Source organism: Vibrio casei (assembly GCF_002218025.2).
Classification (GTDB): Bacteria; Pseudomonadota; Gammaproteobacteria; order Enterobacterales; family Vibrionaceae; genus Vibrio; species Vibrio casei.
Genome location: NZ_AP018681.1, coordinates 1,095,055 through 1,120,554 on the forward strand (window position 1 = coordinate 1,095,055; position 25,500 = coordinate 1,120,554).

Sequence of the window (25,500 nt, forward strand, 5' to 3'; positions counted from 1 at the left end):
TTTACCTTAAAAAAGGCTGGATACATTCTATCCAGCCATATTGGTTTTTATTTCAGCTCTGTAATTTGCTTAAAGAGTTCTTTTTGCGCTGGCGTTTCAATTAAGCTGTCCTGCAGGCTCTTACAGCTTTCTTGGAATGGTTTAATATCCACATCATTAAATTTCGCGCCTTTAGATTGAGCAATCGCTTTCGCTTCTGAAATTTGCTTATTCCAAAGTTCAAACTCAATTTTGGTACTTTCTTTGACTAGGTTAACCAAAATATCGCGATCTGCTTTTGGCATCGAAGCAAGGAAATCCGTACTCATCACCACCAAATCAGGCACCATTAAGTGACGAGTTGAAGAGAAGTAAGGCGCGACTTCATATTGCTTCAAATCTGCATAGGTAATTTCATTATTTTCCGCACCATCAAGAACGCCTTGTTGAATGGCGCTGTACACTTCACCTTGCCCCATTGCTACACCGGTGCCGCCCATGCAAGACAACATTTTGATCATAGTGTCAGATTGCATAACACGGATTTTTTCACCTTTCATGTCTTCGATGGTGTTAATCGGACCTTTCTTGGTGTACATGCTACGAGCGCCTGCGGTATAAGCAGTTAATACTTCAAAACCAAACTTATTCGTTGAAGCAAAAAGCTCATCAAGCATGCCAGAGGTAAAAACTTTCTCTTGGTGATCAGGGCCGGTATAAATATATGGCATACCGATCACTCGGAACGTTTTATCGTAGTTTTCAACCAATGGGTTTGCTACAACCGCCATTTGAACTGAGCCCATTTGTACTAGCTCTAGTGCTGCACGTTGGTCACCTAGTAGTTCGTTTGGAAAAATCGAAAGTTTATAGCGACCTTCGGTTTTCCTTTCTAATTTTTCAGCTACACCTTGCAGTGCAACATATTGAGGATGTTGGTTTGACTGGTTAAATGCTGCTTTAATTTCTGTCGCCGCATTAACGAGTGAAGACATTCCCAGCGCGCTACCAATAACCGCTGCCAATGTTGCTTTTTTCAATGAGGTACGAGTAAACATATCATTCTCTCCATATAATTTTTATTATTTACTATTCATTATTTAATTGAATTCATATCGACAAAATCCATATCATCAAAGGTTTGGTTTTCTCCAACCATTCCCCAGACGAAGCTGTAATTTTGTGTTCCGCAACCAGAGTGAATCGACCAACTTGGTGACAGCACTAACTGCTTATCACGAACAATAATGTGGCGAGTCTCTTGTGGTTCCCCCATAAAGTGGAAGACCACTTGTGAAGGCTTCACATTGAAGTAAAGGTACGCTTCCATTCGGCGCTCATGGGTGTGCGCTGGCATGGTATTCCAAACACTACCCGGCTTAAGATGCGTTACCCCCATGCATAATTGACACGTTGGTAATACGTCTGGGTGAAGGTATTGAGTAATAATGCGGTCGTTGGCATTTTCTTGTGAGCCGAGCTCAACTCTCTTTGCATCTTCACGGCGAATAATGCGAGATGGATAAGTATGATGTGCAGGAGCGCTTAGGCAGTAGAATGATGTAGGTTCAGCTGAGTCGGATGATTCAAATTCAATGTTTTCTTCGCCTTTTCCTAGGTATAAAACATCAAGGTATTCCAACGTATATGTTTCACCTTTACAGCGAACCACGCCTTTTGCCCCTAAGTTTAAGATCCCTAGTTCACGACGCTCTAAAAAGAAATCGGTGCCGAAGGCTTTCTTGTCCATCACATCATCAAGCTTTAACACTTGCTCAGTTGGACAAACCCCCATCGCAACGATTCGATCAATGTGGCTATACACAACCTTAACTTGGTTATCTTGAAATAAATCTTCCGTAAGAAACTCTTCTCTTAGTCGAGAAGTATCATAACTTTTGGCATCCGTTGGGTTACTGTTGTAATTAATAAACATCGATTTCTCCTTAGTGGTGGCTAAAGATTAACGATTATTTATATACGATCAATCAACTTCATATATGAAAAAATAGAATTGTGACCCATGGTTGCATTTTTATTGAAAAGCTGTTTCTTTATTTGAAGTTGATCATGTTCACTGATTTCCTATAGAAAGAATGAACCACACGACAAAAAAACCGCCTAATAATAGGCGGTTTCAATATCTCGTATTGATTACTTTCGGTGTTTATCAATTTCCTCCGCTAACTCCTCAGCCAAATAGGTCGGAGAGTAGCGCTCAACCACATTACCATCCGCATCCACTAAAAACTTAGTGAAATTCCATTTAAGCTCACCATCACCAAACACTTGGCCAATGGAGGTGAGTTTTTCAAGCAAGCCTTCAGAGGCATCATTGGATTTATCTTCATGACGCTGCATTTTCAAATGCTTAAATAATGGGTCGGCATCTGGGCCATTGACTTCAATTTTGGCAAAGTTGGTAAAACTCACTCCATAATTCACCTGACAGAAATCCATAATGCCTTGATCATCTTCTGGCGATTGCTCCAAAAACTGGTTACAAGGAAAGCCGAGCACTTCAACCCCTTTGTCTTTGTATGCTTTATAGAGTTTTTCAAGACCTTCCAATTGAGGGGTAAGGCCACATTTGGTCGCGATATTCACGATCAGTAATATTTTTCCTTGATATTGAGATAAATCCACCAGATCGCCGGATACCGACTTTACTTTAAAGTCATGTACATTCATTTTCTACCCCTTGATTTATATAGAAATAATATTTAAACATTAATCTTTTACCCACCCTTTAGTGATACCACTTTAGGGTTATTTGAGTGTTAACTTGATTTGAATCAGTATTCTCTGTTTTTGGTTTCTCCATGATGGCCATAGTTAATTTATTTTTATGGGCGAAATATATATGAATAAGATCAAACTCGTCATCATCGGTAACGGCATGGTTGGCCATCGCTTTATCGAAGATGTCGTCGAAAAAGGTGACTTAAACCAATACGAAATCACCGCATTTTGTGAAGAACCACGCGTTGCTTATGACCGAGTTCATCTGTCTTCATATTTCTCCCACCACACGGCTGATGAACTTTCTTTAGTAAAAGAAGGCTTTTATCAAAAACATGGTATCAAAGTCTTAATTGGTGAACGTGCTATTAATATTAGCCGTGAAAACAAAACCGTGTATTCAAACTCTGGTCGCGAAGTTCAATATGACAAGCTGATCATGGCAACTGGCTCTTACCCATTTGTGCCGCCAATCAAAGGCAACGAAAGCAAAGACTGTTTTGTTTACCGTACCATCGAAGATCTCAAAGCAATAGAAACGACCGCGAAAAAAAGCAAAAGCGGCGCGGTGATCGGCGGTGGCTTGCTTGGTCTTGAAGCCGCTGGCGCTTTAAAAGCATTAGGCGTTCAAACTCACGTGATTGAATTTGCTCCTGTTTTAATGGCAGAACAGCTTGATCTACAAGGCGGCTTAAAGCTACGCAACAAAATTGAACGTATGGGCGTACAAGTTCATACCAGCAAAAATACATTAGAGATCTTACCTCAAGGTGACAGCGCCCGTAACACCATGAAGTTTGCAGATGGCACCGATTTAGAAGTCGACTTTATCGTGTTCTCTGCGGGTATTCGCCCTCAAGACCGCCTGTCTCGCCAAGCAGAATTAGAAATTGGCCCACGCGGCGGAATCGCCATTAACGATAACTGCCAAACCTCTGATCCAGATATCTACGCAGTTGGTGAATGTGCTTCTTGGAATGGCATCTTCTTTGGCTTAGTGGCTCCAGGTTACAAAATGGCACAAGTGGCGGTTGACCACCTACTAGGCAATACAGAAAGCCAATTCACTGGTGCAGACATGAGTGCCAAACTGAAATTACTGGGCGTAAAAGTGGGTAGTATTGGTGATGCAAACGGCCGTACCCCAAACTGTAAGAGCTTTGTTTACCAAAACGATGAAGAAGACGTGTATAAGCGCTTGATCGTATCTGCAGACAACAAGAAGCTTCTCGGTGCAGTATTAGTTGGCGATACGTCTGATTACGGCAACCTACTACAGCTGCACTTGAATGATATGGATCTACCTGAGCATCCAGACACCTTAATTCTGCCTGCTCATGCTGGCGCAGAAAAACCATCAATGGGTGCCGATGCACTACCTGATTCAGCGGTAATCTGTTCTTGTTTTGATGTGACGAAAGGCAAAATTGCTGCCGCGGTTGCCGAAGGCCACACCACGCTAGGTGATATCAAAATGGTCACCAAAGCCGGTACAGGTTGTGGTGGTTGTGTACCAATGATCACCCAAGTACTAAACGCAGAATTAACCAAAGCCGGTATTGAAGTTAAAAATCATATCTGTGAGCATTTCGAATATTCTCGCCAAGAGCTATTCCACCTATGCCGCATTGAAGGCATTCGTTCATTCGATCAACTACTTGAAAAACACGGTCACGGTTATGGCTGTGAAGTATGTAAGCCAACGGTTGGCTCTATCTTAGCGTCTTGCTGGGGCGATCACGTATTAAAACCACAACACGTTGGCCTGCAAGATACCAATGACAACTTCCTTGGCAACATGCAAAAAGATGGCACTTACTCTGTTATCCCTCGTATGGCAGGCGGTGAAGTAACACCTCAAGCGCTAGCGGCACTGGCCAATGTTGCAGCAGAATACAATCTTTACACCAAGATCACCGGTGCACAGCGTATTGGTTTATTCGGCGCGCAAAAAGATGACCTTCCTGCCATCTGGAAAAAACTCATCGAAGCGGGTTATGAAACGGGTCAAGCCTATGCCAAAGCACTGCGTATGGCGAAAACCTGCGTAGGCAGCACTTGGTGTCGTTTCGGCGTGCAAGATAGTGTTGAACTAGGTTCGTACTTAGAAAACCGTTACAAAGGCATTCGTACCCCTCACAAGATGAAGTTCGGTGTGTCTGGCTGTACTCGTGAATGTGCGGAAGCTCAAGGCAAAGATTTAGGTATTATTGCCACCGACGCAGGTTGGAACATGTATGTAGGCGGTAACGGCGGTATGAATCCTCGTCACGGTGACCTACTGGCTTCTGATTTAGATAAAGAAACCCTAATCAAATACATCGACCGTTTCATGATGTTCTACATCCGTACTGCGGATAAATTACAACGTACATCAGTATGGCTAGAAAACCTAGAAGGCGGCGTAGACTACCTACGTAAAGTAATTGTCGATGACACATTAGGCATCAATGAGCAACTTGAGAAAGACGTACAAACACTAGTCGACAGCTACACCTGTGAGTGGACTGACACGATTAATGATGAAAGCCAGTTAACCCGTTTTGCTCACTTCATCAACAGCGATGCGCGCGATGAAAACGTGGTATTTGTTCCTGAACGTGAACAACACCGCCCTGCGACATTTACTGAAAAACACCCGCACTTACGTGGTGACATCCTACACACCGACCTAAACGATAAAAAAGTAACGGAGGAAGCGTAATGACTAGTCAACCAAATACGAATCAAAAAAATCATAAACCTAGTTGGGTAAAAGTCTGTGCGCTCAGCGACATCACGCCAAAAACTGGGGTTTGTGCCCTAGTCAACGGTAAGCAAGTTGCGATCTTCCGTCCACGTTTTGATGAGCAGCTCTTCGCCATCAACAACATGGATCCGTTTGCTCAATCGAACGTATTATCTCGCGGTTTAATCTGTGAACACGATGGTGAGCTTTGGGTGGCCAGCCCACTGAAAAAACAACGCTTCAACCTAGAAACCGGTCGTTGTCTTGAAGATGAAACCATGAGCGTAGAAGCCTATGAGATTCGTGTGAAAGGTAATGAGATTGAGGTGAAAGCGTAAACGGTTTTCGAAATCTCGTGACTCGTTTCTCGGACTGCCCTTTCGAGAAACGAGATTCGATAAACGAGCTCCGTTAAAAAAGTTTCCATACCCATAGCGATTCTCTTTCAATCCCGAATCGCTATCAGTATTCAAACTTTAATTTTAACTTTTGTAGGAAATCACTATGTACGCAGACACCATTAAAAAGTGCTCGAACAACGCGGCTCGTATCGTCAAGCTTGCTGATAATAACCCACTGGGTTTTTGGATTAGCTCAGCGATGGCGGGCGCTTATGTCGGCATCGGCATTATTTTAATTTTCACTTTCGGAAACCTTGTTGATCCTTCTATTCGTCCGCTAGTAATGGGCGCAACTTTTGGTATCGCATTAACATTGGTGATCATTGCAGGCTCTGAACTGTTCACCGGTCACACTATGTTTTTGGCATTTGGCGCATTAACCGGCCAAGTGTCTTGGAAAGATAACGCGCGCATCTTGCCACAAACTTGGCTAGGTAACTTAATCGGCTCAGTATTGGTCGCTTACCTATTCTTCCTTGCTGGCGGCGGTAATCTTCTACCGGATGCAAAAAGCTTCTTACACGCAGCAGCCCTAGGTAAAACAGCGGCGCCTGCTAGCGTACTATTTTTTAAAGGCATTCTATGTAACTGGTTAGTATGTCTAGCGATTTGGATGTGTCAACGTGTTGAAGGTACTGGTAAATTCATCGCGATCTGGTGGTGTTTATTGGCTTTCATCGGCGCAGGGTTTGAGCACTCAATTGCTAACATGACTATCTTTGCACTTTCTTATTTCGGCAACCATTCAGATGCGTTCACTCTAGGTGGTATCTGGCATAACCTATTATGGGTATCATTAGGTAATATCGTTTCTGGTGCTATCTTTATGGCGGTGGGTTACTGGTTAGCGACTCCAAAAACAGAGCGTCCAGTATTTGAAAAAACGGCTGAAACGGCCACTAAACCAGTCAAAGCATAATGATCTAACCTAAACCTGAGTCTCGGGTCTCGGGTCTCGGGTCTCGGGTCTCGGGTCTCGGGTTAAAAATACCCACTCTATTCAATACGTCAATTTCATCTTTTGAAGGCATATTATGACTACTCAACCATCTCAAGCTTTTGTTTCTCTTGTGGGCGCAGGCCCTGGTGATCCTGATTTACTCACCATGAAAGCCTACCGATTAATTCAAACAGCCGATGTTGTGGTTTACGACCGTTTGGTATCAAAAGAGATCATGGACTTAGTCACTCCATACGCAGAATTATTATTTGTGGGTAAAAAACTCAACCATCACTGTGTTCCGCAAGATCAAATCAATCAGATATTGGTAGACAAAGCACTCGAAGGAAAACATGTCGTGCGCTTAAAAGGTGGCGACCCGTTTATTTTTGGTCGTGGTGGCGAAGAGTTAGAAACACTGGTTGAACACAATATTCCTTTTGAAGTGGTTCCGGGGATCACTGCGGCCTCCGGCTGTAGTGCTTATGCAGGCATTCCGTTAACTCATCGCGATCATGCTCAAAGTGTTCAATTCATCACGGGGCATTTAAAGCCTAAAAACCAACAGCAAGAAGGACAAGATATTCAATGGCAAAGTCTCGCCAAAAATAATCATACTTTGGTGTTTTACATGGGCTTAAAACAAGCGCCTGTTATTCGCCAAAACTTAACAGAAAATGGCCTATCCATTAACACCCCATGCGCTATTATCGAACGTGGTACAACCGCCAAGCAACGCGTATTAACCGGCATGTTATCTGATCTCGATAACCTCGCTAAACAAGCCATTAGCCCATCGTTAATTATTGTTGGTAGTGTGGTGAACCTACAAGGAAAATTAAAATGGTTTGGGAAGTAAATAACCACTAGAAATTCATCCCATGCTCTTTAAGAACTTCCCATTCAAGATCATTTTGAATAATACGACAATGATTCACATAATTTATGTATATTTTTCAATAATAAAAAATCAATCTAAATCATTAAAAAGATAACCTTGAGAATAACAATTATGTTCTAATGAAAAATCAAGATGTTCTTTACTTTCAATACCTTCTATAATTACTAAGCATCCACAAGATTTAATAAAAAAATCAATTCAATCAGTAATGACTTATATTTTAAATAAAACCCCCAAAAAATAACCTTATCAATTTTTATAACTTTAAAATTACTTGTGATTACAGATGAAAGATTTGCCGAACCACATCCAAAATCATCCAACCAAAAAGCCACATCAATATTAGAAAATCGTTCAGACAATTTTTTTAATTCATCACAACTTAAAAAACTGAGACAAAACTCATTAAGTTCTAAAGACAGAACCACACTTTCTGTTCGTAATTTTAAAGCTTCTTCATAAAGGTATTCTACTATTATAGGATTATTTAACATGATATGGTTAACATTAATACTAACGTTTATATTAGAATGATTTTTTAAAAATCCAAAAGTATCCATTATTAAATTAAGACATTCAAAATCTGATAAACTTAAAAAATAATCATCAACAGAAGAAACTAATTTATTAATATTACTTGGCTTTGCTAGGACTTCATAATAACTATTCTCCATCAATGGGCTTACTATCTTTTCCAATCTAAAATCATAATTATTCAAAATATAAACCTTTATTCAATAAGATAATTACCATAAAACATCTAAATCAATAGAACCTAACTTTGATACTATCCCATAATTTTTTAACTGCGCCTTAACCAAATTAAATACTATTGGATTTGATACAAACTCAGCCCACTCTACTTTTATTAAATAAGCTCTTCCTATCAAAGTATTACCTTTTTCTTTCCATACGACTTTACCTCCAGAACTTTCAATAAAATTCAAAAACTGACCACCTCTGAATAGGATATATAACGACTGCACATCCGGTACTTTATTTTGAATGTGCATTAAAATATTTCCAATCAAAATTTCAAAAAATTTACTATTTGCGTAATAACTTACATTAATCAAAACAGATTTATCAATATCATCATCAATACTTAAATTTAAATAATCCAGAAAATAATTAGCTTCAAAAATACATGACGTGTGAGATAAAATACATTCTTTATTTTTAATTGAGAAAACATAAGTCTTCACTTTAGAGTTAATAGTATCATTCATAAATCTTATATTATTTTTAGACTTTACATTTTCATAAAAACCACTAAATATATTCCAATGCTCTGAAACAGTTAATAAAGAATAATTTAATGTTATTGTTTTACTAGTAATAGGCTCATAACAGCTTACAGAATGATAATAACAATTAAATAAATCTAAAATTTTATCATATAAAATTCTATTTTTTTTAGGTACAATTTTATAATCAATCATCTCAATAAAATTAACTAATGGAAATGAAAAGAAACTAATTAAAAGTAATTGTTTATAAAAATTTGGAGTTGTAACACCATTAGCCCACCGACAAAAAGTAATCTCATCTAAAAATTCAAATGAACAGTGAAAATTTTGAAGCCTCTCTACGATTTCCTTTCTAGAAAGAACCGATTCTTTTTCTAACTTTCTAATCAAATTAAACAACAACGACACCACCAATTAATAAAATCAACTACAAGTAACCATACACTCACAAAAATGTAATCATTTGTTACATTTATAATTACATCGGTAACAAACAAACAAAATAGCAACAAAGAATAAATTTCACATACCAATGCTAATTATCCTCACGGAACATAAATAAGACTCTATTTTATGGATATTGTTCGATAATATTTTATATTTTATAAAACTATTAATACGCTAAAGATTCACTAAGAACATCACATAAAAATAACCTTTAAATGACATTGAAATACATAAACTGCATGAAGTTATATCGATAAACATTACTTGAGCTATTAACAACGTCATGATCTATATTATACCTAGGTCACCTTGCGGTTCGTATTTGATGGATGATGGCATAGCAAATATCTTACTGAAGTAAGCTTTCCCTATATTTTATCCAGCTCCTATCAAATAGTTCTACCTCTAAAGCTTTAGGTTATTTGTTTTAAGTATACTAACTTTGGGAACTGCAAATCCCAAAGCCCTAACTAATTCAATACAAAATACTCGTTTTCTACACTTCCTTTGAGATCCAGTGTCGAATTAGTTTGGTGTATTTCACCTATTAGCAGTTTGATAATGTGTGTGGTAGGTATGCATTCTTTCGGTATACACCATTGTGCATCAATGAATAAGAGTGTTGTTTTTTATAAGGAAGTTCAGGAAAGAATAAAACAATCTCACCAACACTATCCCCTTTCCAATTTCTTTTAAAAGGTCAAATGGTTGCTTGGATGAGGCTTTATACTTTACAACGAACCTATCTCCAGTTTGAGGGCTGTCTGGTAATAGATTGTCAAAATAATTTAATAACAGTATGAGAGTGATTGGTGGTGATTAAAGTTTCAATGATAGTGGCCCAGTCATCGCATTGGTTACCAAGCTCTCATCATCATTTTTATCAAACGAAGTTATCGGTTCTTTTTCTTTGATAGTCAATGTTATATTTATTACTTGGATCAACAAAAATAAATCACCCTCCTCCACTCACTATCACTTCTTTTTGCAGCTTCGTAAGCTTCTTAATCCGTATTTCTTCTTTCAATGCGGTGCTCTTATCGGCCACTACTTGCGCCCATTCTAGGCTTAGAGGGCCTTTGCCTCGCAAGTACTTGGCGCCCTTGCCTGTTTGGTGTTGTTCAAATCGGCGTTCAAGGTCATTGGTGATCCCGCAATACAGCGTATTGGTACGTGTGCGGATAAGGTATACGTACCAATCCTTTTGTGATTCACTTTGTTTAAGCGCAGCGTCTGTCATCACTTAATCGGTAATTAAGGCTTTGAGTTCTTCAACTTGCGCAGTTAATTCAGACACTTGTTTTTCTAATGCGCTAATGCGTTCTTCTTGTTCATTATGATTATGAGCAAAAGAAACTGGAGCCGTTGAGACATAAGACTCTACATTCACTTCACCACAAAATAGGTGCTGATAACGAGATTCACGCTTGCCTGGTTCTCGGGGCAGCTTCACAACTAACGCGCCTTCTTCACGGCTAGCCATTTGCTCTAATAAGGCCTCCACTTGTTTCACATCAGTAAATTCACACAAGCGATTGGTACGAGTGCGAATTTCACCTGGCGTTTGTGCGCCACGTAAAAGCATACAACAAATAATGCCACGCTCTTGAACACTGAACTTCAACGATCCAAATTCGGTATTACAAAAACGATGACGAAATTTAGAAACCCGGCTGTTAAAGCCACTTTCATCAGTCATTAAACGGCGATCAATCAATGCTTGTGCGGCATCCATGACTTCCGCTTCAGAAAGTGCCATTACAGGTTCACGATTACTTTTTTGGTTACAAGCCGTAGTTAGGCTATTTAATGTCAGTGGGTAATAATCAGGAGTGGTTACTTCTTTCTCAATCAAGCAACCAATAATTCGAGCTTCAACAGCCGTCAGTTCTATATTCATTGTTTTTCTATTCCTTTATGAAGGCAGAGAACGAAAGACTTAAGATTAATGATCCCAACCATATGGGCGATAAATCCGTCGCCCATTATCTGTAACCACAATAATATGACTTCGGTTTAAGTCTAGTTCTAATTTTTTAATCCCTTGCCTTGAGTTAAGGTAAGCATGTTTAAAACGCTCTTGGGCACTTTGAGCCATAATGGCGATGTCTTTCTTTTTCATATTAATGAAGAATTCACTTTCCTGACAATCTTGTCAATCATTTATATAAAATCAATACACTTAGCGGTGAGTAAGTAAGATCAAAAAAGGGTAAATGGTAAAATTTCATTGCAAATAAATACCTATCGACTTTTATTTTGATCTTAGGTCTGTTCTGTCTGTTAGGTATATGGTTTAATTTGGGAAGATAAATACTCATTGTGAATTAGGAATAAACTATGGCTAACGTATTTGAAATCGTAAACCAAGCTCGTCGTAAAAATAAACTGAAACGTGAAATTCTTGATAATGAAAAGAAAATCCGTGATAACCGTAAGCGTGTCGATTTACTTGAAAACTTGTTGGACTACATCAAACCAGAGATGACTCACGAAGAAATCATCGCAATCGTTAAGAACATGAAAGCAGATTATGAAGATCGTGTAGATGACCACATTATTAATGGCGCAGAAATTTCAAAACAGCGCCGTGAAATCAGCCGTAAAATTCGCGAATTGACCGAAGCAGACAAACTACAACATTCTGCTAAAAAATAATTGATTAGTATGATTTTAGGGCTCTTATTAGAGCCTTTATTTTACTTATATGCTCTTCTTACTTGAGCATATAAGTCATTCCATGTCTGTAATCGGTATCTTTTAATTAAGGGAATCACTATGTCTTTCAAACATTTTATTCTACAACCTTTAGCCATCGCTTTTATTGGTTTTAGCGCTTCGGCTGCCGCTGACGTCACCATTACCTTCCCAACCGATGTCGAGATGCTAGCCGTAAACAGTGAAAAACCCGAAATGAACGGCGGCGTATTTGCTAGCACGAAAAGCATTACATTACCCGATGGGGAAAATCAGATCGTATTCCGCTATACACCAGTATTTCACGAAGGTGGTGAGCGAAACGCAGTCAATACCAATGCGATTATTACTAAATTCACTGTATCCAACACAGAACTTACCCTTGAAGTTCCTCAGTACCGTTCAGCGGATAACGCTAAAGAGTTTGATAAGAACCCAACATGGAAACTTGTCGATGACAAAGGGAATCCAGTTGACGTTAAGCAAGATAAGTTAATCAAAAATGGGGTTCAACTAGGGCGTCAATACGATACTGAATCGGTTGCTTATAACAAAAAAGGCGGGATTGCTGCTATTATTCCTGCCAGTACAGCGGCTAATATTCAGGTTCCCGTTAATAGCCAATACAAAACCACCGAAGAACAAATGTTGCACTATTGGTATGACAAAGCGGACAAAGAAACTAAACAACGTTTCATTCAATCCATCATCCAAGTGAAATAATAAAATATAAGGATTGGTTTTTTATTCTAAAAAAATGAATGAAAATGCTTATCCTTCTATACAATATGGAAAAAGCCGATATCATATCAATAGATATCGGCTTTTTCATTGAACATGTCGGATCCTAAAGTATCCTTACATATTAAAAAGGAAATTCTACTCGTCGTCATTCACGACAGGGTTCTTTTTCTTCTTCGGTATAAATACTTGGTCACCCACAGCTACATTTTTATAGAAACTGTTATCGCGTTTCACTGGTTTCTTAGGTGTTGTCGCCCCTTTATTGGTCGCTTTCTTCGTTTTTTCTGGGCCTTTATTCTTAAATGGTTGACGCGGTTTAATGCCTTTAAACTTACCTTTCAAGCCTTCTAATTCAGAGAATGCTAGATCTTGTTGTAAGTAGGTCTCAATATTTTTAAAGCTTGCCCAGTCTTTAGGACCAACTAAAGAATACGCCGTTCCTCGATTTCCAGCACGACCAGTACGTCCTACACGGTGAACATATTCTTCAGTGTGCTTTGGCATATCAAAGTTAATCACGTGCGTCACGTTGGCGATATCGAGACCACGAGAAGCAATATCCGTAGTCACCAGAATTTTATGCACTGAACGCTCAAATTGACTCATGATGTTATTACGTTGAGTTTGGTTTAACCCCCCGCTTAATGCCACCGCTTTCAATTTTTGTTCATTTAATTTGTCCGTTAAGCGCTCGGTATCGGCACGTGTCGCGGTGAAAATAATAACTTGTTTATATTCAGCCTCTTGCAATAAACGCTCAAGAAGGGCTTCTTTATGGTCTAAATGGTCACAAAGATAGAAAGATTGATCGATATCTTTATGTTCTTCAGCAGAGGCACCAATAGCAATTCGCTTAGGATCGTTCAGCAATTGCGAAGATAAACCATTCACTTCTGCGTGATCAAGCGTGGCAGAAAACATCAACGTTTGGCGACGACGATGTTTCGCAGCTTTATGAATTTTCAATAACTCAGGGGCAAAACCTAGATCTAACATGCGATCAGCTTCATCTAAAACAAGAGTTTCAACTCCTTCTAAATATAGAGAACGATGCTCAAGATGATCCGCCAAGCGACCCGGTGTCGCCACAATAAATTTAGGGTACTTACGTAATGCTTTTACTTGGTCGTTAAAGTTTTCACCACCGACAATCAAAGTACCAGTATAGGAAAGCCCACCAAGCATGGCTTTTAGTTCACCGAATACTTGTTTTGCAAGCTCACGAGTCGGTGCCAAAATTATCCCACGAGGGTCTTTTGCCGAAAGAGATTTCGTTTTTAACGCCTTATGCAACATAGGTAAAACAAACGCTAATGTTTTACCTGAACCGGTTTTGGACGAGGCCAATAAATCTTTACCCACAATAGCGACAGGAATAGCTTGACGCTGAATATCCGTCGCTTTTGCGAAGTTATAATGTTGTAGATTTTTTAATAGACGATTATCTAGACCAAGATCTTTAAATTGCAAAGGGTGTGCTCCAAGGGAAATAAAAACAAAATCGGTTGTATAATAACACAGCCCCTAATCAGTTTGGCGGATTTTTAATTGACGAGGAATCAATTCAATACCGGGACTATAGCGCTTTGCGGATGCATTAAGAGCAAGTTCCAACGCGCTGTCGGCAATCAGCTCAAATCTCTGAGAAAGTGAATTAATTTTAATCGGCAAAAAGTCGAGTAAACGGTTATCACCATAGGTGGCAATTTTAATCGTTTTCATGAGTTTAGGATGTTCAAACATCACATCCAATACGCCTTCTAAGAGAGTATAAGATGTGGTAATAATGGCGTCCGGTAATTCACCATCATTCAACCATTTTTTCATCACCTCCCGCCCAGACTCACGGTTAAATAGTGCGCCATATTCTATTTTTGATTCAATATAATGATTTATTGTCGACGACTTACGCAACGCAGCTTCAAAACCAAGTTGACGTTCTTTTGAAACATTTAATGTCGGTAATGCGCCTATCAATCCAGCCGTTTTTATCTCAGAGGATAGTATTGAAGACGTCAGCTTCAATGCGCCTTCAAAATCCTCACTGATCACACAACTAAAATATTCATCATCTAATGGGCGATCGAGCGCAATAACTGGCGTCCCTTTCTGCTGAATAGACAGATAAAATTCATTGGCATCTTTCATTGAACTTGCAACAAACAACGCATCAATACGTCGACTGACTAACGCATTCACGACCGATTTTTCCGTTTTCGGATCATCATCTGAACCGCCAATTAAAATCTGATACCCAGCTTGCCGTGAGTTAAATTCTAATAATTTAGCTAATCGCGCGTAACTGCTATTTTCCAAATCAGGAATGACTAGACCAAAAGATCGACTTTGTCCGGCTCGCAAAGATGAAGCCGCGTGATCAGGCTGATAATTATGCTCTTCAACCACCGCCATCACTTTTTGCTGCGTTTTTTGACTAATACGATACTTAGTCGCTTTTCCATTAATGACATAACTTGCCGTCGTTTTAGATACCCCTGCCAGTTTGGCTATTTCATCAAGAGTCATTCGGTTTCCCCGCTAATTATGCTCATTATGTGCACTGGATCAAAAATACACAGGCTCGATCATTATCTTATTTGAATTATAAGCTGAATCGTTTCAGTATAAAAGCTGAAAGGATTCAGCAAATTTGTAGTTTGGTCACATAACACTAAAATTATGATGAGAATAAAGAAAGGTATTCTCCTCAAATTTTTATCAAACCTATTTGCTGAATTTTTTTACTAATTTGCTGAAACGATTCAGCTTACACAAAAAAGAGAGGGCTTGGGAGATGACCAAAGCTCCAAACACAATAGAGGCACACCCATGCTTATTTTAACCGCTCAAGAAGTCACATTGGCTCAAACTGCCAATGACAAAATTACTGCTATAAAAAACATTGCTCAGCGTTTAACTGAACAAGGTTATGTCAAAGCCGATTACGTTGACGGTATGTTAAACCGTGAACAACAATCTTCCACTTTTCTCGGCAACGGTATTGCGATTCCACACGGCACCACGGAAACCCGTGACCTGGTGCAAAAAACAGGCGTCAGTGTCCACCATTTTCCAGAAGGGGTGGATTGGGGTAATGGTACGGTTTATGTCGCAATTGGTATTGCTGCTAAATCCGATGAGCACTTAGGTATCCTAAAACAACTGACCAAAGTCCTTTCTGCAGATGGTGTTGAGGCCGCGCTGAAAAATGCCAAAACCGAACAAGACATCATTGAAGTTTTAAACGGTAAAACTCAATTGATGGCAGATTTTGATGCTTCATTAATTCAACTCAAGTTTCCCGCCAGTGACATGCTGCAAATGACCGCAGTTGCAGGTGGCCTACTTCGTAATACGGGTTGTACTGGCGATGACTACATTTCTGAAATCATCACCAAAAAACCGACCGACCTAGCCAATGGCTTATGGTTAGTCAGCGGTGGTAACGGCGTACATCGCTCTGCTATGTCGTTTGTTTCAACAGCCAATGACTGTGAATTTGAGGGTAAGCAAGTTAAAGGATTAATTGCATTTGCAGCTTGTAATGCCAGTCACAAACCGCTTTTGTATAAACTGACTCAATTGATATTGTCAAAACGCCAAGATGACATTTTAAATGCCGACATTAATGGCTTACTTGAGCTATTTGATTTAACAGAAAAAGCGCCAGAAATCGCACAAGAAAGTGCGAATAGTGCTGTTTTTAAAGTCAAAAACACCCACGGTTTACACGCACGCCCAGGGGCGATGTTAGTAGCTGAAGTAAAGAAATTTGAAACAACCATTCGAGTTCAAAATTTAGATGGCGAAGGCACCAGTGTTAATGCAAAAAGCTTGATGAAAGTCATCGCGTTAGGTGTAAAACACGGTCACCGTCTACAATTTACTGCCGATGGAGTTGATGCAGAGTTAGCACTCACTTCGATTGGTAAAGCGATCGAATCAGGCCTTGGTGAAGGTTAAGGAGTAAGTCATGTCCAATTTGAAAGTCGTGACCATTACATTAAACCCTGCTTTAGATTTAACAGGCCACCTTGTGGATCAGTTAAATGTGGGTAGCGTAAGCTTGGTTTCAAAAAACACCCTTCACCCCGCAGGTAAAGGTGTCAATGTCGCCAAAGTTTTATCGGATTTAGGCGCAGATGTCACGGTTACTGGGTTTCTGGGTTCTGATAACCAAGAACCATTTTGCCAGTTATTTGAACAGATAAAGGCAACAGACTGCTTCGTTCGCGTGTCAGGAGCCACTCGCATTAATGTAAAACTGGTCGATAAAGCCAGTGATGTTAGCGACATTAATTTCCCAGGTGTAGAGGTCAGTCAAACGGCAATTGAAGCTTTCGAAGCCACCCTTGAAGAACTTGCCAACGATCATGATTACTTTGTGATGGCTGGTAGCCTACCTCGCGGTATTAGCCCAGAGCTTTGTGCCAAGTGGATTGAATCACTACACCAAAAAGGCAAAAAAGTGATTTTTGATAGTAGTCGTCAAGCACTAAAAGCAGGACTAAATTCTCATCCATGGCTAATTAAACCTAATGATGAAGAGCTAGCAGAACTGGTTGGAAAAGAACTACATAGCATCGAAGATTGCCAACAAGCCGCGCAAACATTGGAGTCAAAAGGCATCGATAATATCGTGGTGTCAATGGGTGCCAAAGGCGTGATGTGGTTAAACCAAGGTAAATGGCTGCAAGCTGAGCCGCCTAAAATGGACGTCGTTAGTACTGTAGGCGCAGGGGACACATTAGTCGCAGGATTAACTTGGGGCCATCTAAGCCGAGATTCTGATAAAGAAAATTGGCCACAAGAAAAAGTATTAAGTTTTGCCACTGCACTGTCAGCTTTAGCTGTAACTCAAATTGGCGTTGGCGTACCTGACCTTACGCCAGTGAACAACCTACAACAAAAAATTCGCATTCAAGCGAGCTTTTGATATTTAAGAGAATTTTCGTATTTAAACGAGCTTTCGTATATAGAATAAAAGAGCTAAGGACATCCTATGAATATTGCCATTATAACTGCATGCCCAAGTGGCGTTGCCAACAGCATTATCGCCGCTGGTTTATTAGAACAAGCCGCGAAAACTCTAAACTGGAATGCCGCAGTGGAATGCCAGTCGAGTGTTATTCCACATCAATCTCTGACACAACAACAAATTGATGATGCAGAAGTGATTGTCATCGCGGCTAATACTGCAGTTGATACCACTCGCTTTACGGGTAAAAAAGTTTATCAAGGTGACATTAATGCGAGTCTAACTGACGCACAAGCTTGGCTAGAAAGCGCCGTTAAGCAAGCTACGCTTTTAGAGCAAGGTTCAGCCCCGGTTGCGGAAACATTAACTAGCTCAAAAGCGGCAAAAATTGTTGCGATCACAGCTTGCCCAACAGGTGTTGCTCATACCTTTATGGCAGCCGAAGCACTAGAAGAAACTGGCGCCAAACTCGGTCACCAAATTAAAGTAGAAACCCGTGGTTCCGTTGGTGCAAAAAACCAACTAACAGAGCAAGATATCGCAGAAGCGGATCTGGTGATCATTGCAGCAGATATCGAAGTTCCACTGGATCGTTTCGCAGGCAAGCCTCTGTATAAAACCAGTACTGGCCTAGCCCTAAAGAAAACTGAGCAAGAGTTTGCCAAAGCCTTTGAGCAAGCCACACCACATCAAGCAGGTCAACAATCAAGCGCTTCTAGTTCTTCTTCAGAAGAAAAAGCTGGCGTCTACAAGCACTTAATGACCGGTGTTTCTCACATGCTGCCATTAGTAGTTGCCGGTGGTTTGGCTATCGCACTTTCATTTGTGTTCGGTATCGAGGCCTTTAAAGAAGAAGGCACACTAGCCGCAGCCTTAATGACCATTGGTGGGGGGTCAGCCTTTGCATTAATGATCCCGGTTCTTGCTGGTTTCATTGCGTTCTCCATTGCCGACCGCCCAGGTTTAGCACCAGGTTTAATTGGCGGCATGCTTGCTAGTTCAACCGGTGCAGGCTTCATCGGCGGTATCATTGCCGGTTTCCTAGCGGGTTACGCAGCTAAATTTATTGCTGAGAAAGTAAAACTGCCACAATCAATGGAAGCGTTAAAACCAATTCTGATCATTCCATTATTAGCGAGCTTATTTACTGGTCTTGTGATGATCTACGTTGTCGGTGGCCCAGTTTCAGGCATCATGACTGCAATGACCGAGTTCCTAAACAACATGGGTTCAGCTAACGCAGTACTACTCGGTATTATCCTTGGCTGTATGATGTGTTTCGACCTAGGTGGCCCAATCAACAAAGCCGCTTACACATTTGGTGTGGGTCTATTAGCATCGCAAACTTACGCACCAATGGCAGCGGTAATGGCAGCGGGTATGGTTCCAGCGTTGGGTATGGGTCTAGCGACATTCTTAGCTAAAGATAAATTTGCTCAATCCGAACGTGAAGCAGGTAAAGCCTCTTTCGTACTTGGCCTGTGCTTTATCTCAGAAGGTGCCATTCCATTTGCTGCCAAAGATCCAATGCGCGTAATCCCAAGCTGCATGGCTGGCGGCGCATTAACCGGCGCACTATCCATGCTCTTTGGTGCAAAACTAATGGCACCACACGGCGGCTTGTTTGTACTGCTTATTCCAAATGCGATTTCGCCAGTGCTTTTATACCTTGTGGCAATTATTGCGGGTACAGTCGTAACAGGCGTGACTTACGCATTCTTGAAAAATAAAGCAGAAGCAAAAGCCGTTACTGCTTAATCTCTACATTTCACTTTACAGTGTAAACCGCGAATCATATTGCATGGCTCGCGGTTTTTTTCGTTTCCAAATAAATATACCCAAAGTAATTGAGGTTGCAGTGAGGCAATAAGTGAATGAAGTCCCTGTCTAACGTCGTTAACAAAGCTGCTGCTTCAAGTTCTAAGGATAAAAAACATTAAAGTTTGAAACTCATTTTTGGGCAAAAATGAGCCAGACTTTTTTCTGGCTCGTTATCCTAGATTAGTGTTATTACAGATATAATCTACTTCAACTCTAATCGTGAAGCTTCGCACCCTTAACAACTTTATCCACTAATTTTTTCTCTGCACACATAGCAATCCCGACTAAGGGTAAGCTTTCCGTTTAATAATAACGAACGGTGCTTCGATTAGCTTCATCATGACCTGTTGTGAACATATCTTCGATAAATATTGCGGTTTCTATTTTTGCACGGTTAGCACGTTGGACAAAAGTTGATAACTTACTTCTTGTGACTTTAAGTACTATTGTCGGCTGGATACAAAGTGGCAAATATGTATTATCATTCCCATCCACATATTGCTTGCCAGTTTCTATCATTGATGTCGATGTGACCCCACCAGATAGAAAACTCACAACATTCAACTTCTTCCATACTGGTAAATCATCTGCTACCACGATGACAAATTTAGAATCAAACTGCATATTTCCTCCTACTAATCAGTACACTAAATCAATGACAGGCGGCAAACCTATCTTTAAGCCAACAAACAGTAACAACACGGCCATGAGCTTATTCATTACAACTAAATACCTAGTCTCGTTTATCTTTTCGCCAATAAGACGTCCAGCGATGTAGTAAAGAGTAGGAGCGCCAAACGCAAGTAGTGCCAAAATAGCGCACCATACAAAGATATATCCGTCCGTAATACCTGCTGATGGAAACTGAACAGTTGCAATAGGCAATGCAACTGTAATACCTTTCGGATTAAGTAGCTGAAGCATCAAACCGTCTCTCAGGTTCACGCGTTGACTTGGTCTAAGTTCAACCTTACCTACTTGGCTAACGAATATTTTGTAGGCCAACCAAAGAATGTAGATAGCACCCAGTATTGCTGTCCATTGTAAGAAAACATCATTCATTAATGTTTCACCAATCAGCGAAATAGCACTGAATAATGCGAACATGGCGATCGAGACACCGAAACTAAAGCCCAATATTGAGTTTTGTTTCTGTATGCCACTGTTTAAGCTAATAGTATTGACTGGCCCTGGGGTGTACATGACCCCTAGAGCATAAAGAATTATGTCCAGCATCGAGTTAATCTTTTGGTTGGTGCTTTAGTTTAAGCTAAAGCGAGAGTTGTTTTTGATATTGGATTGGCGTGATGCCAAACGTATTCTTAAAGTTACGATTAAGGTGACTTAAATCTGAAAACCCATACTTAAATGCAATATCCGCAGCGCTATTACCTAGCTCTACCTCTCGTTTTACACGATTGATTTTATAGCTAAGTACATACTGGTGTGGCGTCATGCCAAACTGTTTGTTAAACAAACGAATGAAATGATATTTAGACATATTGGCAGCGCTTGAAATCTCTTCAATATCTAGTTTTCGATTAAGGTTAAAGTGAATAAACTCCTTTGCTTGTTCCAATAGTTTATCAGTTCGACCATAAGCTACTTTATCGATAAAAGAGCCATCTCCAAGACGAACAATTGAATGAGCGATGCCGAGTAACAGGTGCTCTTCTTCTAGTGAAGAAAGTGGCTGCTTCAAGTTCATAGAGTGTGCAATTGACATAATCTGTTTTTGCAAAATCGCATCATGGAAGGATGATACTTTCAATCGAGACTGATCTTTAGATACATTGCCTATGCTTTGCATCAAACTCATTATTGTCGATTCAGGTATGTATAGCATTTCATACTCCATATCTTTTCCGCCTCCAGCATGTCCATCATGAACCTGTTCTGGATTAAAAAAGATCACGTTTCCTGCCTGACTTTTATGAAAAGCTCCATTACTAAAAAAATCCTGACGGCCACGGCATGTCACACCGATACTGAATTCTTCATGGGCATGTTTACCATAGCTAAAGTCTTTGATCTTTGCCGAAAATGAACACAATCCTTTAGCGTGCGCACTTTTTTGATATCTAAATTGTTCTTGCATGTTTACAGACTCAATCTATTTAGTGGAAACATAATGAAAGTATAGGGAGCAAGTGATAGAGAAGATAGAACAAAATTGCTGGATGCATAACAGCTACTTTTTCTTACCTAGAAAACTTTGGGGCAAAAACTTTCTAAAACAAAAGGTAAGTTGCCACAACAGCATCAACTTTGTTGTCGTTTGTAAGCTTTCATATCCTCCGACATCAAGGGTATAAATTGGTATTCCAATACGAAACCAGTACAATTAACGCGATTGCCTTACTTGAGCCATTACCATGACTTGCTTTACACCCTTTTCAACCGATGTTTCCCATATCGCTTTACCTGAAACTTTCACCTTTCCATTTTGTTACGAGCCACATCCGTTAAGCCAAGTTGCTGTCGAACAACTACAACAGCATTTAGAGTCGCAAACCGATTGGCAACATGACTTTGGCTTTGAAGAAAGCAGCATGGAAGCAGGTAAAATGTTTGGGGTGCTAGTGGTAAAAAACGCTCAAGGAGAACTTGGGTTTTTATCGGCATTTTCTGGAAAACTGGCTGATAAAAATCACCTTCCCCATTTTGTACCACCGGTTTTTGACATGCTTACCGAGGGCAGTTTTTTCCTTGAAGGCACCACACCGATTAATGTGATAAACCATAAAATCAAACAGCTTGAAGCGGATCCTGAGCTCGCCTTACTTCAACAAACCATTCGTGATTTTAAGCAGCAAGCTCAACAAGAAATGGAAGCATTACGCCTTACCATTGTCGAAAGTCGTAAGCAAAGAAAAGCATTAAGAAAACAAGCGGAATTACACTTTCAAAATCAATCATTAAATGACGAAGCACTTCAAGCTATCTTTACCGATTTAAGCCGACAAAGCGTGGCAGAAAAAGCCCAACAGAAGCACTTAAAAGCATACTGGTTAGAACAAGTAGAAACGGCAGAATCTCAGTTACAACAAAAAGTAGCAGTGATCGAACAGCTAAAAAAAGACCGCAAACAACAATCTGCCAAACTACAGCGAGAATTGTTTTCTCAGTACCAATTTCTCAACCAAAATCAGCAATCCAAATCACTGCTGGATATTTTTAAAGACAACACTAATCCAATACCACCAGCTGGCTCAGGAGAATGTGCAGCGCCTAAACTGCTGCAATATGCTTTTGCACATCATTTCACACCGATTTGTCTGGCTGAATTTTGGTGGGGCGCTTCACCGAAATCAGAAATTCGTCAACATAAGAAGTACTACCCTGCCTGCCAAAGTAAATGCCAACCGATTCTTTCTCACATGTTGGAAGGTATTGAGCTTGACGAGAATCCTCTACTCAAAAATCATGCGGAAGGCAAAAACATCGACATCATTTACCAAGATGAAGCGATAGTGGTCGTCAATAAGCCTGCGGAGTTCTTATCGGTACCCGGCGTTAATGTGAAAGATTCGGTCTACACTCGCTTGCAAGTACTCTACCCTAATGTCGAAGGCCCATTTGTGCTGCATCGCTTGGATATGTCAACTTCTGGTTTGCTGGTGTTTGCCCTCACCAAGCGCGCCAATAGAAGCCTACAAAAGCAATTTATTACGCGTGGTGTGGAAAAAAGGTATGTTGCGTTATTGGATGGTAAATTAGCAGAAACGAACGGTGGTATTGATTTACCACTGCGTGGGGATTTAGAAGATAGGCCAAGACAGATGGTGTGTTTTGAACATGGCAAACCAGCGGAGACTCATTGGCAATTAATCGAAACTCTCACCATTAATGGCCTAGAAAAAAGTAAAGTTTATCTCTACCCAAAAACCGGCCGAACTCATCAATTACGAGTGCATTGCGCTCATCAAAACGGTTTGAATATGCCAATCACAGGTGACGACCTATATGGAGAAAAAGCCAACCGTCTGCATTTACATGCTCAGCAGTTGGCTTTTGATCACCCTTATACTAAGCAAAGGATGGTGTTTGAAGTTGAAGAGGAATTCTAATCGGCCGATGGTTCAATTTTGCGAATTAACTTAGCTGGAGTTCCGCCATATAAGCTATCCGGTGGAACATCTTTATTCACCACTGAGTTTGCCGCAATAACAGCACGAGCACCAATCGTGACGCCTTGTAAGATCACACTATTACCACCAATCCAGACATCATCTTCTACCACAATGGGTTTACTAAACGTTTCCCAACGACGACGGCTTTCAAAATCAAGGGAATGACTGGCAGTACAAAACTGAACGTTAGGCCCAATAAGAACATGATCTCCAATGGTGATCGGCGCGTTATCCAGCATGATAACATTCATGTTGAGAAAGGTATTCTTACCTATAGAAATCGGCTTACCAAACTCACACTGAAATGGTGGGGTAATAATACTTTCTTCACCAAGTTGGCCGAGCATTTGTCCTAGAATAGCTTGCTGCTCTGCAATGGTAATTGATTGATTGAATTGCAGCTTCAATTTGGCTGTTTTGGTACGTACATCCGAAACACTGGCATCCATGCCATCAAAATCCTCTCCTTGCAGCATTTTTTCAAATTCAGTCATGATCATTCTCATTTTGCAGGATGGGTGGAGTTAGAATAACGAAATAATGACTAAATGATAATAAAAAAACCAGTAACCGTTGAGGCTACTGGTTGTATTTTTTGACTTAAAAATTAAATTTTAACCGCGATAATAACGCTGTGGTACGAACGGCATTTTTTCGACTGTCATTGGTAGTTTCTTACCACGTACATCCGCAAAAATTTCAGTGCCAATAACGGCAAACTCAGTGGCAACATACGCCATTGAAACAGGTTTACCTGCAGTTGGTCCTGCGGTGCCACTGGTCACAATGCCAATTTCATTATCTTGCGCATCAAACAGCTTACAACCTTCACGAACGGGCGCTTTGGTTTGCCCTACTAAACCAACACGCTTACGAGCAACGTCTTTAGTTTCGATTTGCTTTAAGATGATATCTGCACCGGGGAAACCACCCGCACGCTCACCGTCAGCGCGACGTGGTTTGCTGATGCCCCACAACAAACTTGCCTCAACAGGTGTGGTGGTCGTATCAAGATCATGACCATATAAGCACAAACCACACTCTAAACGTAGTGAGTCACGTGCGCCTAAGCCAATCCACTCGACTTCTTCACAAGCAGTTAATTTGTTGGCAAACTCAGCAGCTTGATCGCTCGGAATCGAAATTTCATAGCCATCTTCACCGGTGTAGCCTGAGCGACTAACAATGCATTCTACACCATCAATATCGATCACTTTCACATCCATAAACAACATGTCAGCCACTTGTGGTTGAAAGCGAGCCAATACTTCCGCCGCTTTTGGTCCTTGTAGAGCCAACAACGCACGATCTTCAATCACTTCAAGCTCGATACCTTGCGGTAGATTGGCTTGTAAATGTGCAATATCTTGATCTTTACACGCCGCATTCACCACAACAAATAAATGATCACCGAGGTTTGCCACCATCAGATCATCCATAATACCGCCTTGCTCATTGGTAAAAAACGCATAACGCTGTTTACCCGATGGAAGATCGATAATATCAACCGGTACTAATGCTTCTAACGCCGCTGCAGTACCTTGCCCTTTTAAGCGTAATTGCCCCATGTGGGATACATCAAAAAGACCCGCTGCATCACGAGTATGCAAGTGTTCCTTTTTTACGCCAAGCGGATACTGAACAGGCATATCGTAACCTGCAAATGGCACCATTTTCGCACCAGCGTCAAGGTGAACCGCATGTAACGGCGTTTTCAAACATGTATCTTGATCGGTCAT

General features: G+C 40.5%; 25 protein-coding genes. 10 read left to right on the forward strand and 15 right to left on the reverse strand.

The window, feature by feature from the left end; translation table 11 throughout:
• Positions 1–47: 47 nt before the first annotated feature.
• The 3 genes from VCASEI_RS17950 to VCASEI_RS17960 all read right to left on the reverse strand — a co-directional run bounded on the left by VCASEI_RS17950 (position 48) and on the right by VCASEI_RS17960 (position 2,670).
• Positions 48–1,037: a TRAP transporter substrate-binding protein gene (locus VCASEI_RS17950; RefSeq protein ID WP_086960101.1), complete on the reverse strand. Its 990-nt coding sequence runs from the start codon at positions 1,035–1,037 to the stop codon at positions 48–50.
• A 38-nt stretch (positions 1,038–1,075) separates the two neighbouring features.
• Positions 1,076–1,915: a 5-dehydro-4-deoxy-D-glucuronate isomerase gene (gene kduI, locus VCASEI_RS17955; RefSeq protein WP_086960100.1), complete on the reverse strand. Its 840-nt coding sequence runs from the start codon at positions 1,913–1,915 to the stop codon at positions 1,076–1,078.
• A gap of 218 nt (positions 1,916–2,133) precedes the next feature.
• Positions 2,134–2,670: a glutathione peroxidase gene (locus tag VCASEI_RS17960; RefSeq protein WP_086960099.1), complete on the reverse strand. Its 537-nt coding sequence runs from the start codon at positions 2,668–2,670 to the stop codon at positions 2,134–2,136.
• A 172-nt stretch (positions 2,671–2,842) separates the two neighbouring features.
• Here VCASEI_RS17960 and nirB point away from each other — a divergent pair, with 172 nt between their 5' ends.
• The 4 genes from nirB (at position 2,843) to cobA (ending at position 7,649) form a co-directional block, all read left to right on the forward strand.
• Positions 2,843–5,425 carry a nitrite reductase large subunit NirB gene (gene nirB, locus VCASEI_RS17965; RefSeq protein ID WP_089111035.1) on the forward strand — a complete coding sequence of 861 codons (2,583 nt, stop codon included), beginning with the start codon at positions 2,843–2,845 and terminating at the stop codon, positions 5,423–5,425.
• A complete protein-coding gene (gene nirD / locus VCASEI_RS17970) occupies positions 5,425–5,787 on the forward strand; it encodes a nitrite reductase small subunit NirD (RefSeq protein WP_086960097.1) in 363 nt (120 codons plus the stop codon). Before nirB ends, nirD begins: the two co-directional genes overlap by 1 nt.
• Before the next feature lie 166 nt (positions 5,788–5,953).
• Positions 5,954–6,769, forward strand: coding sequence for a nitrite transporter NirC (gene nirC / locus VCASEI_RS17975; protein WP_086960096.1), 816 nt, complete (start codon positions 5,954–5,956; stop codon positions 6,767–6,769).
• Positions 6,770–6,884: 115 nt separating this feature from the next.
• Positions 6,885–7,649: a uroporphyrinogen-III C-methyltransferase gene (cobA, locus tag VCASEI_RS17980; RefSeq protein WP_086960095.1), complete on the forward strand. Its 765-nt coding sequence runs from the start codon at positions 6,885–6,887 to the stop codon at positions 7,647–7,649.
• Positions 7,650–7,855: 206 nt separating this feature from the next.
• Here cobA and VCASEI_RS17985 read toward each other — a convergent pair whose 3' ends face one another.
• From VCASEI_RS17985 to VCASEI_RS19500, 5 genes are all read right to left on the reverse strand, one after another.
• Positions 7,856–8,410: an EAL domain-containing protein gene (locus VCASEI_RS17985; protein ID WP_162621100.1), complete on the reverse strand. Its 555-nt coding sequence runs from the start codon at positions 8,408–8,410 to the stop codon at positions 7,856–7,858.
• 27 nt (positions 8,411–8,437) lie between these two features.
• Entirely contained in the window at positions 8,438–9,340 is a 903-nt protein-coding gene (locus VCASEI_RS17990) for a hypothetical protein (RefSeq protein ID WP_162621101.1), read from the reverse strand.
• A 1,003-nt stretch (positions 9,341–10,343) separates the two neighbouring features.
• Entirely contained in the window at positions 10,344–10,628 is a 285-nt protein-coding gene (locus VCASEI_RS17995) for a GIY-YIG nuclease family protein (RefSeq protein WP_086960092.1), read from the reverse strand.
• Positions 10,629–10,631: 3 nt separating this feature from the next.
• A complete protein-coding gene (locus tag VCASEI_RS18000; RefSeq protein WP_086960091.1) occupies positions 10,632–11,288 on the reverse strand; it encodes a YceH family protein in 657 nt (218 codons plus the stop codon).
• A 45-nt stretch (positions 11,289–11,333) separates the two neighbouring features.
• Positions 11,334–11,510, reverse strand: a complete 177-nt coding sequence (locus tag VCASEI_RS19500; RefSeq protein WP_162621102.1) for a hypothetical protein — start codon at positions 11,508–11,510, stop codon at positions 11,334–11,336.
• A 218-nt stretch (positions 11,511–11,728) separates the two neighbouring features.
• Between VCASEI_RS19500 and VCASEI_RS18005 the strand changes: the two genes are divergently transcribed.
• Positions 11,729–12,046, forward strand: a complete 318-nt coding sequence (locus VCASEI_RS18005) for a DUF496 family protein (RefSeq protein WP_086960090.1) — start codon at positions 11,729–11,731, stop codon at positions 12,044–12,046.
• Positions 12,047–12,166: 120 nt separating this feature from the next.
• Complete coding sequence (locus tag VCASEI_RS18010; protein ID WP_086960089.1) at positions 12,167–12,808, forward strand: DUF2057 family protein; 642 nt, start codon at positions 12,167–12,169, stop codon at positions 12,806–12,808.
• A 156-nt stretch (positions 12,809–12,964) separates the two neighbouring features.
• Here VCASEI_RS18010 and VCASEI_RS18015 read toward each other — a convergent pair whose 3' ends face one another.
• Both VCASEI_RS18015 and cra read right to left on the reverse strand, forming a co-directional pair.
• A complete protein-coding gene (locus VCASEI_RS18015) occupies positions 12,965–14,299 on the reverse strand; it encodes a DEAD/DEAH box helicase (RefSeq protein ID WP_089111032.1) in 1,335 nt (444 codons plus the stop codon).
• 54 nt (positions 14,300–14,353) lie between these two features.
• Positions 14,354–15,355, reverse strand: a complete 1,002-nt coding sequence (cra, locus tag VCASEI_RS18020) for a catabolite repressor/activator (RefSeq protein ID WP_086960087.1) — start codon at positions 15,353–15,355, stop codon at positions 14,354–14,356.
• Between the two features lie 303 nt (positions 15,356–15,658).
• Here cra and fruB point away from each other — a divergent pair, with 303 nt between their 5' ends.
• From fruB to fruA, 3 genes are all read left to right on the forward strand, one after another.
• Entirely contained in the window at positions 15,659–16,792 is a 1,134-nt protein-coding gene (gene fruB, locus VCASEI_RS18025; protein WP_089111031.1) for a fused PTS fructose transporter subunit IIA/HPr protein, read from the forward strand.
• 10 nt (positions 16,793–16,802) lie between these two features.
• Positions 16,803–17,765, forward strand: a complete 963-nt coding sequence (pfkB, locus tag VCASEI_RS18030) for a 1-phosphofructokinase (RefSeq protein WP_086960085.1) — start codon at positions 16,803–16,805, stop codon at positions 17,763–17,765.
• 66 nt (positions 17,766–17,831) lie between these two features.
• Positions 17,832–19,565: a PTS fructose transporter subunit IIBC gene (gene fruA, locus VCASEI_RS18035; RefSeq protein WP_086960084.1), complete on the forward strand. Its 1,734-nt coding sequence runs from the start codon at positions 17,832–17,834 to the stop codon at positions 19,563–19,565.
• A gap of 366 nt (positions 19,566–19,931) precedes the next feature.
• Here the strand turns inward: fruA and VCASEI_RS18040 are convergent, their stop codons facing one another.
• Genes VCASEI_RS18040 through VCASEI_RS18050 form a run of 3 tightly spaced genes read right to left on the reverse strand, consistent with a single transcriptional unit; the run spans position 19,932 to position 21,726 of the window.
• Positions 19,932–20,252: a DUF2000 family protein gene (locus tag VCASEI_RS18040; protein WP_226983347.1), complete on the reverse strand. Its 321-nt coding sequence runs from the start codon at positions 20,250–20,252 to the stop codon at positions 19,932–19,934.
• Between the two features lie 15 nt (positions 20,253–20,267).
• The gene (locus tag VCASEI_RS18045) at positions 20,268–20,864 is read right to left on the reverse strand and encodes a LysE family translocator (protein WP_086960083.1); all 597 of its coding nucleotides are present in this window, start codon (positions 20,862–20,864) and stop codon (positions 20,268–20,270) included.
• A gap of 34 nt (positions 20,865–20,898) precedes the next feature.
• Positions 20,899–21,726 carry an AraC family transcriptional regulator gene (locus VCASEI_RS18050; protein ID WP_086960082.1) on the reverse strand — a complete coding sequence of 276 codons (828 nt, stop codon included), beginning with the start codon at positions 21,724–21,726 and terminating at the stop codon, positions 20,899–20,901.
• Positions 21,727–22,003: 277 nt separating this feature from the next.
• Between VCASEI_RS18050 and VCASEI_RS18055 the strand changes: the two genes are divergently transcribed.
• A complete protein-coding gene (locus tag VCASEI_RS18055; RefSeq protein WP_089111030.1) occupies positions 22,004–23,698 on the forward strand; it encodes a pseudouridine synthase in 1,695 nt (564 codons plus the stop codon).
• On the opposite strand, the gene VCASEI_RS18060 is transcribed toward VCASEI_RS18055, so the two are convergent.
• Together VCASEI_RS18060 and gcvT are read right to left on the reverse strand one after the other, a co-directional pair.
• Positions 23,695–24,255, reverse strand: coding sequence for a sugar O-acetyltransferase (locus tag VCASEI_RS18060; RefSeq protein WP_089111029.1), 561 nt, complete (start codon positions 24,253–24,255; stop codon positions 23,695–23,697). The genes VCASEI_RS18055 and VCASEI_RS18060 overlap by 4 nt on opposite strands.
• Positions 24,256–24,375: 120 nt before the next feature.
• Complete coding sequence (gene gcvT / locus VCASEI_RS18065) at positions 24,376–25,500, reverse strand: glycine cleavage system aminomethyltransferase GcvT (protein WP_086960079.1); 1,125 nt, start codon at positions 25,498–25,500, stop codon at positions 24,376–24,378.

Excerpts from the sequence above, each read along its gene's own strand:
- VCASEI_RS17950 (WP_086960101.1), bottom strand. The coding sequence starts at position 1,037 with ATGTTTACTCGTACCTCATTGAAAAAAGCAACATTGGCAGCGGTTATT.
- kduI (WP_086960100.1), bottom strand. The coding sequence starts at position 1,915 with ATGTTTATTAATTACAACAGTAACCCAACGGATGCCAAAAGTTATGAT.
- VCASEI_RS17960 (WP_086960099.1), bottom strand. The coding sequence starts at position 2,670 with ATGAATGTACATGACTTTAAAGTAAAGTCGGTATCCGGCGATCTGGTG.
- nirB (WP_089111035.1), top strand. The coding sequence starts at position 2,843 with ATGAATAAGATCAAACTCGTCATCATCGGTAACGGCATGGTTGGCCAT.
- nirD (WP_086960097.1), top strand. The coding sequence starts at position 5,425 with ATGACTAGTCAACCAAATACGAATCAAAAAAATCATAAACCTAGTTGG.
- nirC (WP_086960096.1), top strand. The coding sequence starts at position 5,954 with ATGTACGCAGACACCATTAAAAAGTGCTCGAACAACGCGGCTCGTATC.
- cobA (WP_086960095.1), top strand. The coding sequence starts at position 6,885 with ATGACTACTCAACCATCTCAAGCTTTTGTTTCTCTTGTGGGCGCAGGC.
- VCASEI_RS17995 (WP_086960092.1), bottom strand. The coding sequence starts at position 10,628 with ATGACAGACGCTGCGCTTAAACAAAGTGAATCACAAAAGGATTGGTAC.
- VCASEI_RS18000 (WP_086960091.1), bottom strand. The coding sequence starts at position 11,288 with ATGAATATAGAACTGACGGCTGTTGAAGCTCGAATTATTGGTTGCTTG.
- VCASEI_RS19500 (WP_162621102.1), bottom strand. The coding sequence starts at position 11,510 with ATGAAAAAGAAAGACATCGCCATTATGGCTCAAAGTGCCCAAGAGCGT.
- VCASEI_RS18005 (WP_086960090.1), top strand. The coding sequence starts at position 11,729 with ATGGCTAACGTATTTGAAATCGTAAACCAAGCTCGTCGTAAAAATAAA.
- VCASEI_RS18010 (WP_086960089.1), top strand. The coding sequence starts at position 12,167 with ATGTCTTTCAAACATTTTATTCTACAACCTTTAGCCATCGCTTTTATT.
- cra (WP_086960087.1), bottom strand. The coding sequence starts at position 15,355 with ATGACTCTTGATGAAATAGCCAAACTGGCAGGGGTATCTAAAACGACG.
- fruB (WP_089111031.1), top strand. The coding sequence starts at position 15,659 with ATGCTTATTTTAACCGCTCAAGAAGTCACATTGGCTCAAACTGCCAAT.
- pfkB (WP_086960085.1), top strand. The coding sequence starts at position 16,803 with ATGTCCAATTTGAAAGTCGTGACCATTACATTAAACCCTGCTTTAGAT.
- fruA (WP_086960084.1), top strand. The coding sequence starts at position 17,832 with ATGAATATTGCCATTATAACTGCATGCCCAAGTGGCGTTGCCAACAGC.
- VCASEI_RS18040 (WP_226983347.1), bottom strand. The coding sequence starts at position 20,252 with ATGCAGTTTGATTCTAAATTTGTCATCGTGGTAGCAGATGATTTACCA.
- VCASEI_RS18045 (WP_086960083.1), bottom strand. The coding sequence starts at position 20,864 with ATGCTGGACATAATTCTTTATGCTCTAGGGGTCATGTACACCCCAGGG.
- VCASEI_RS18050 (WP_086960082.1), bottom strand. The coding sequence starts at position 21,726 with ATGCAAGAACAATTTAGATATCAAAAAAGTGCGCACGCTAAAGGATTG.
- VCASEI_RS18055 (WP_089111030.1), top strand. The coding sequence starts at position 22,004 with ATGACTTGCTTTACACCCTTTTCAACCGATGTTTCCCATATCGCTTTA.
- VCASEI_RS18060 (WP_089111029.1), bottom strand. The coding sequence starts at position 24,255 with ATGACTGAATTTGAAAAAATGCTGCAAGGAGAGGATTTTGATGGCATG.
- gcvT (WP_086960079.1), bottom strand. The coding sequence starts at position 25,500 with ATGACCGATCAAGATACATGTTTGAAAACGCCGTTACATGCGGTTCAC.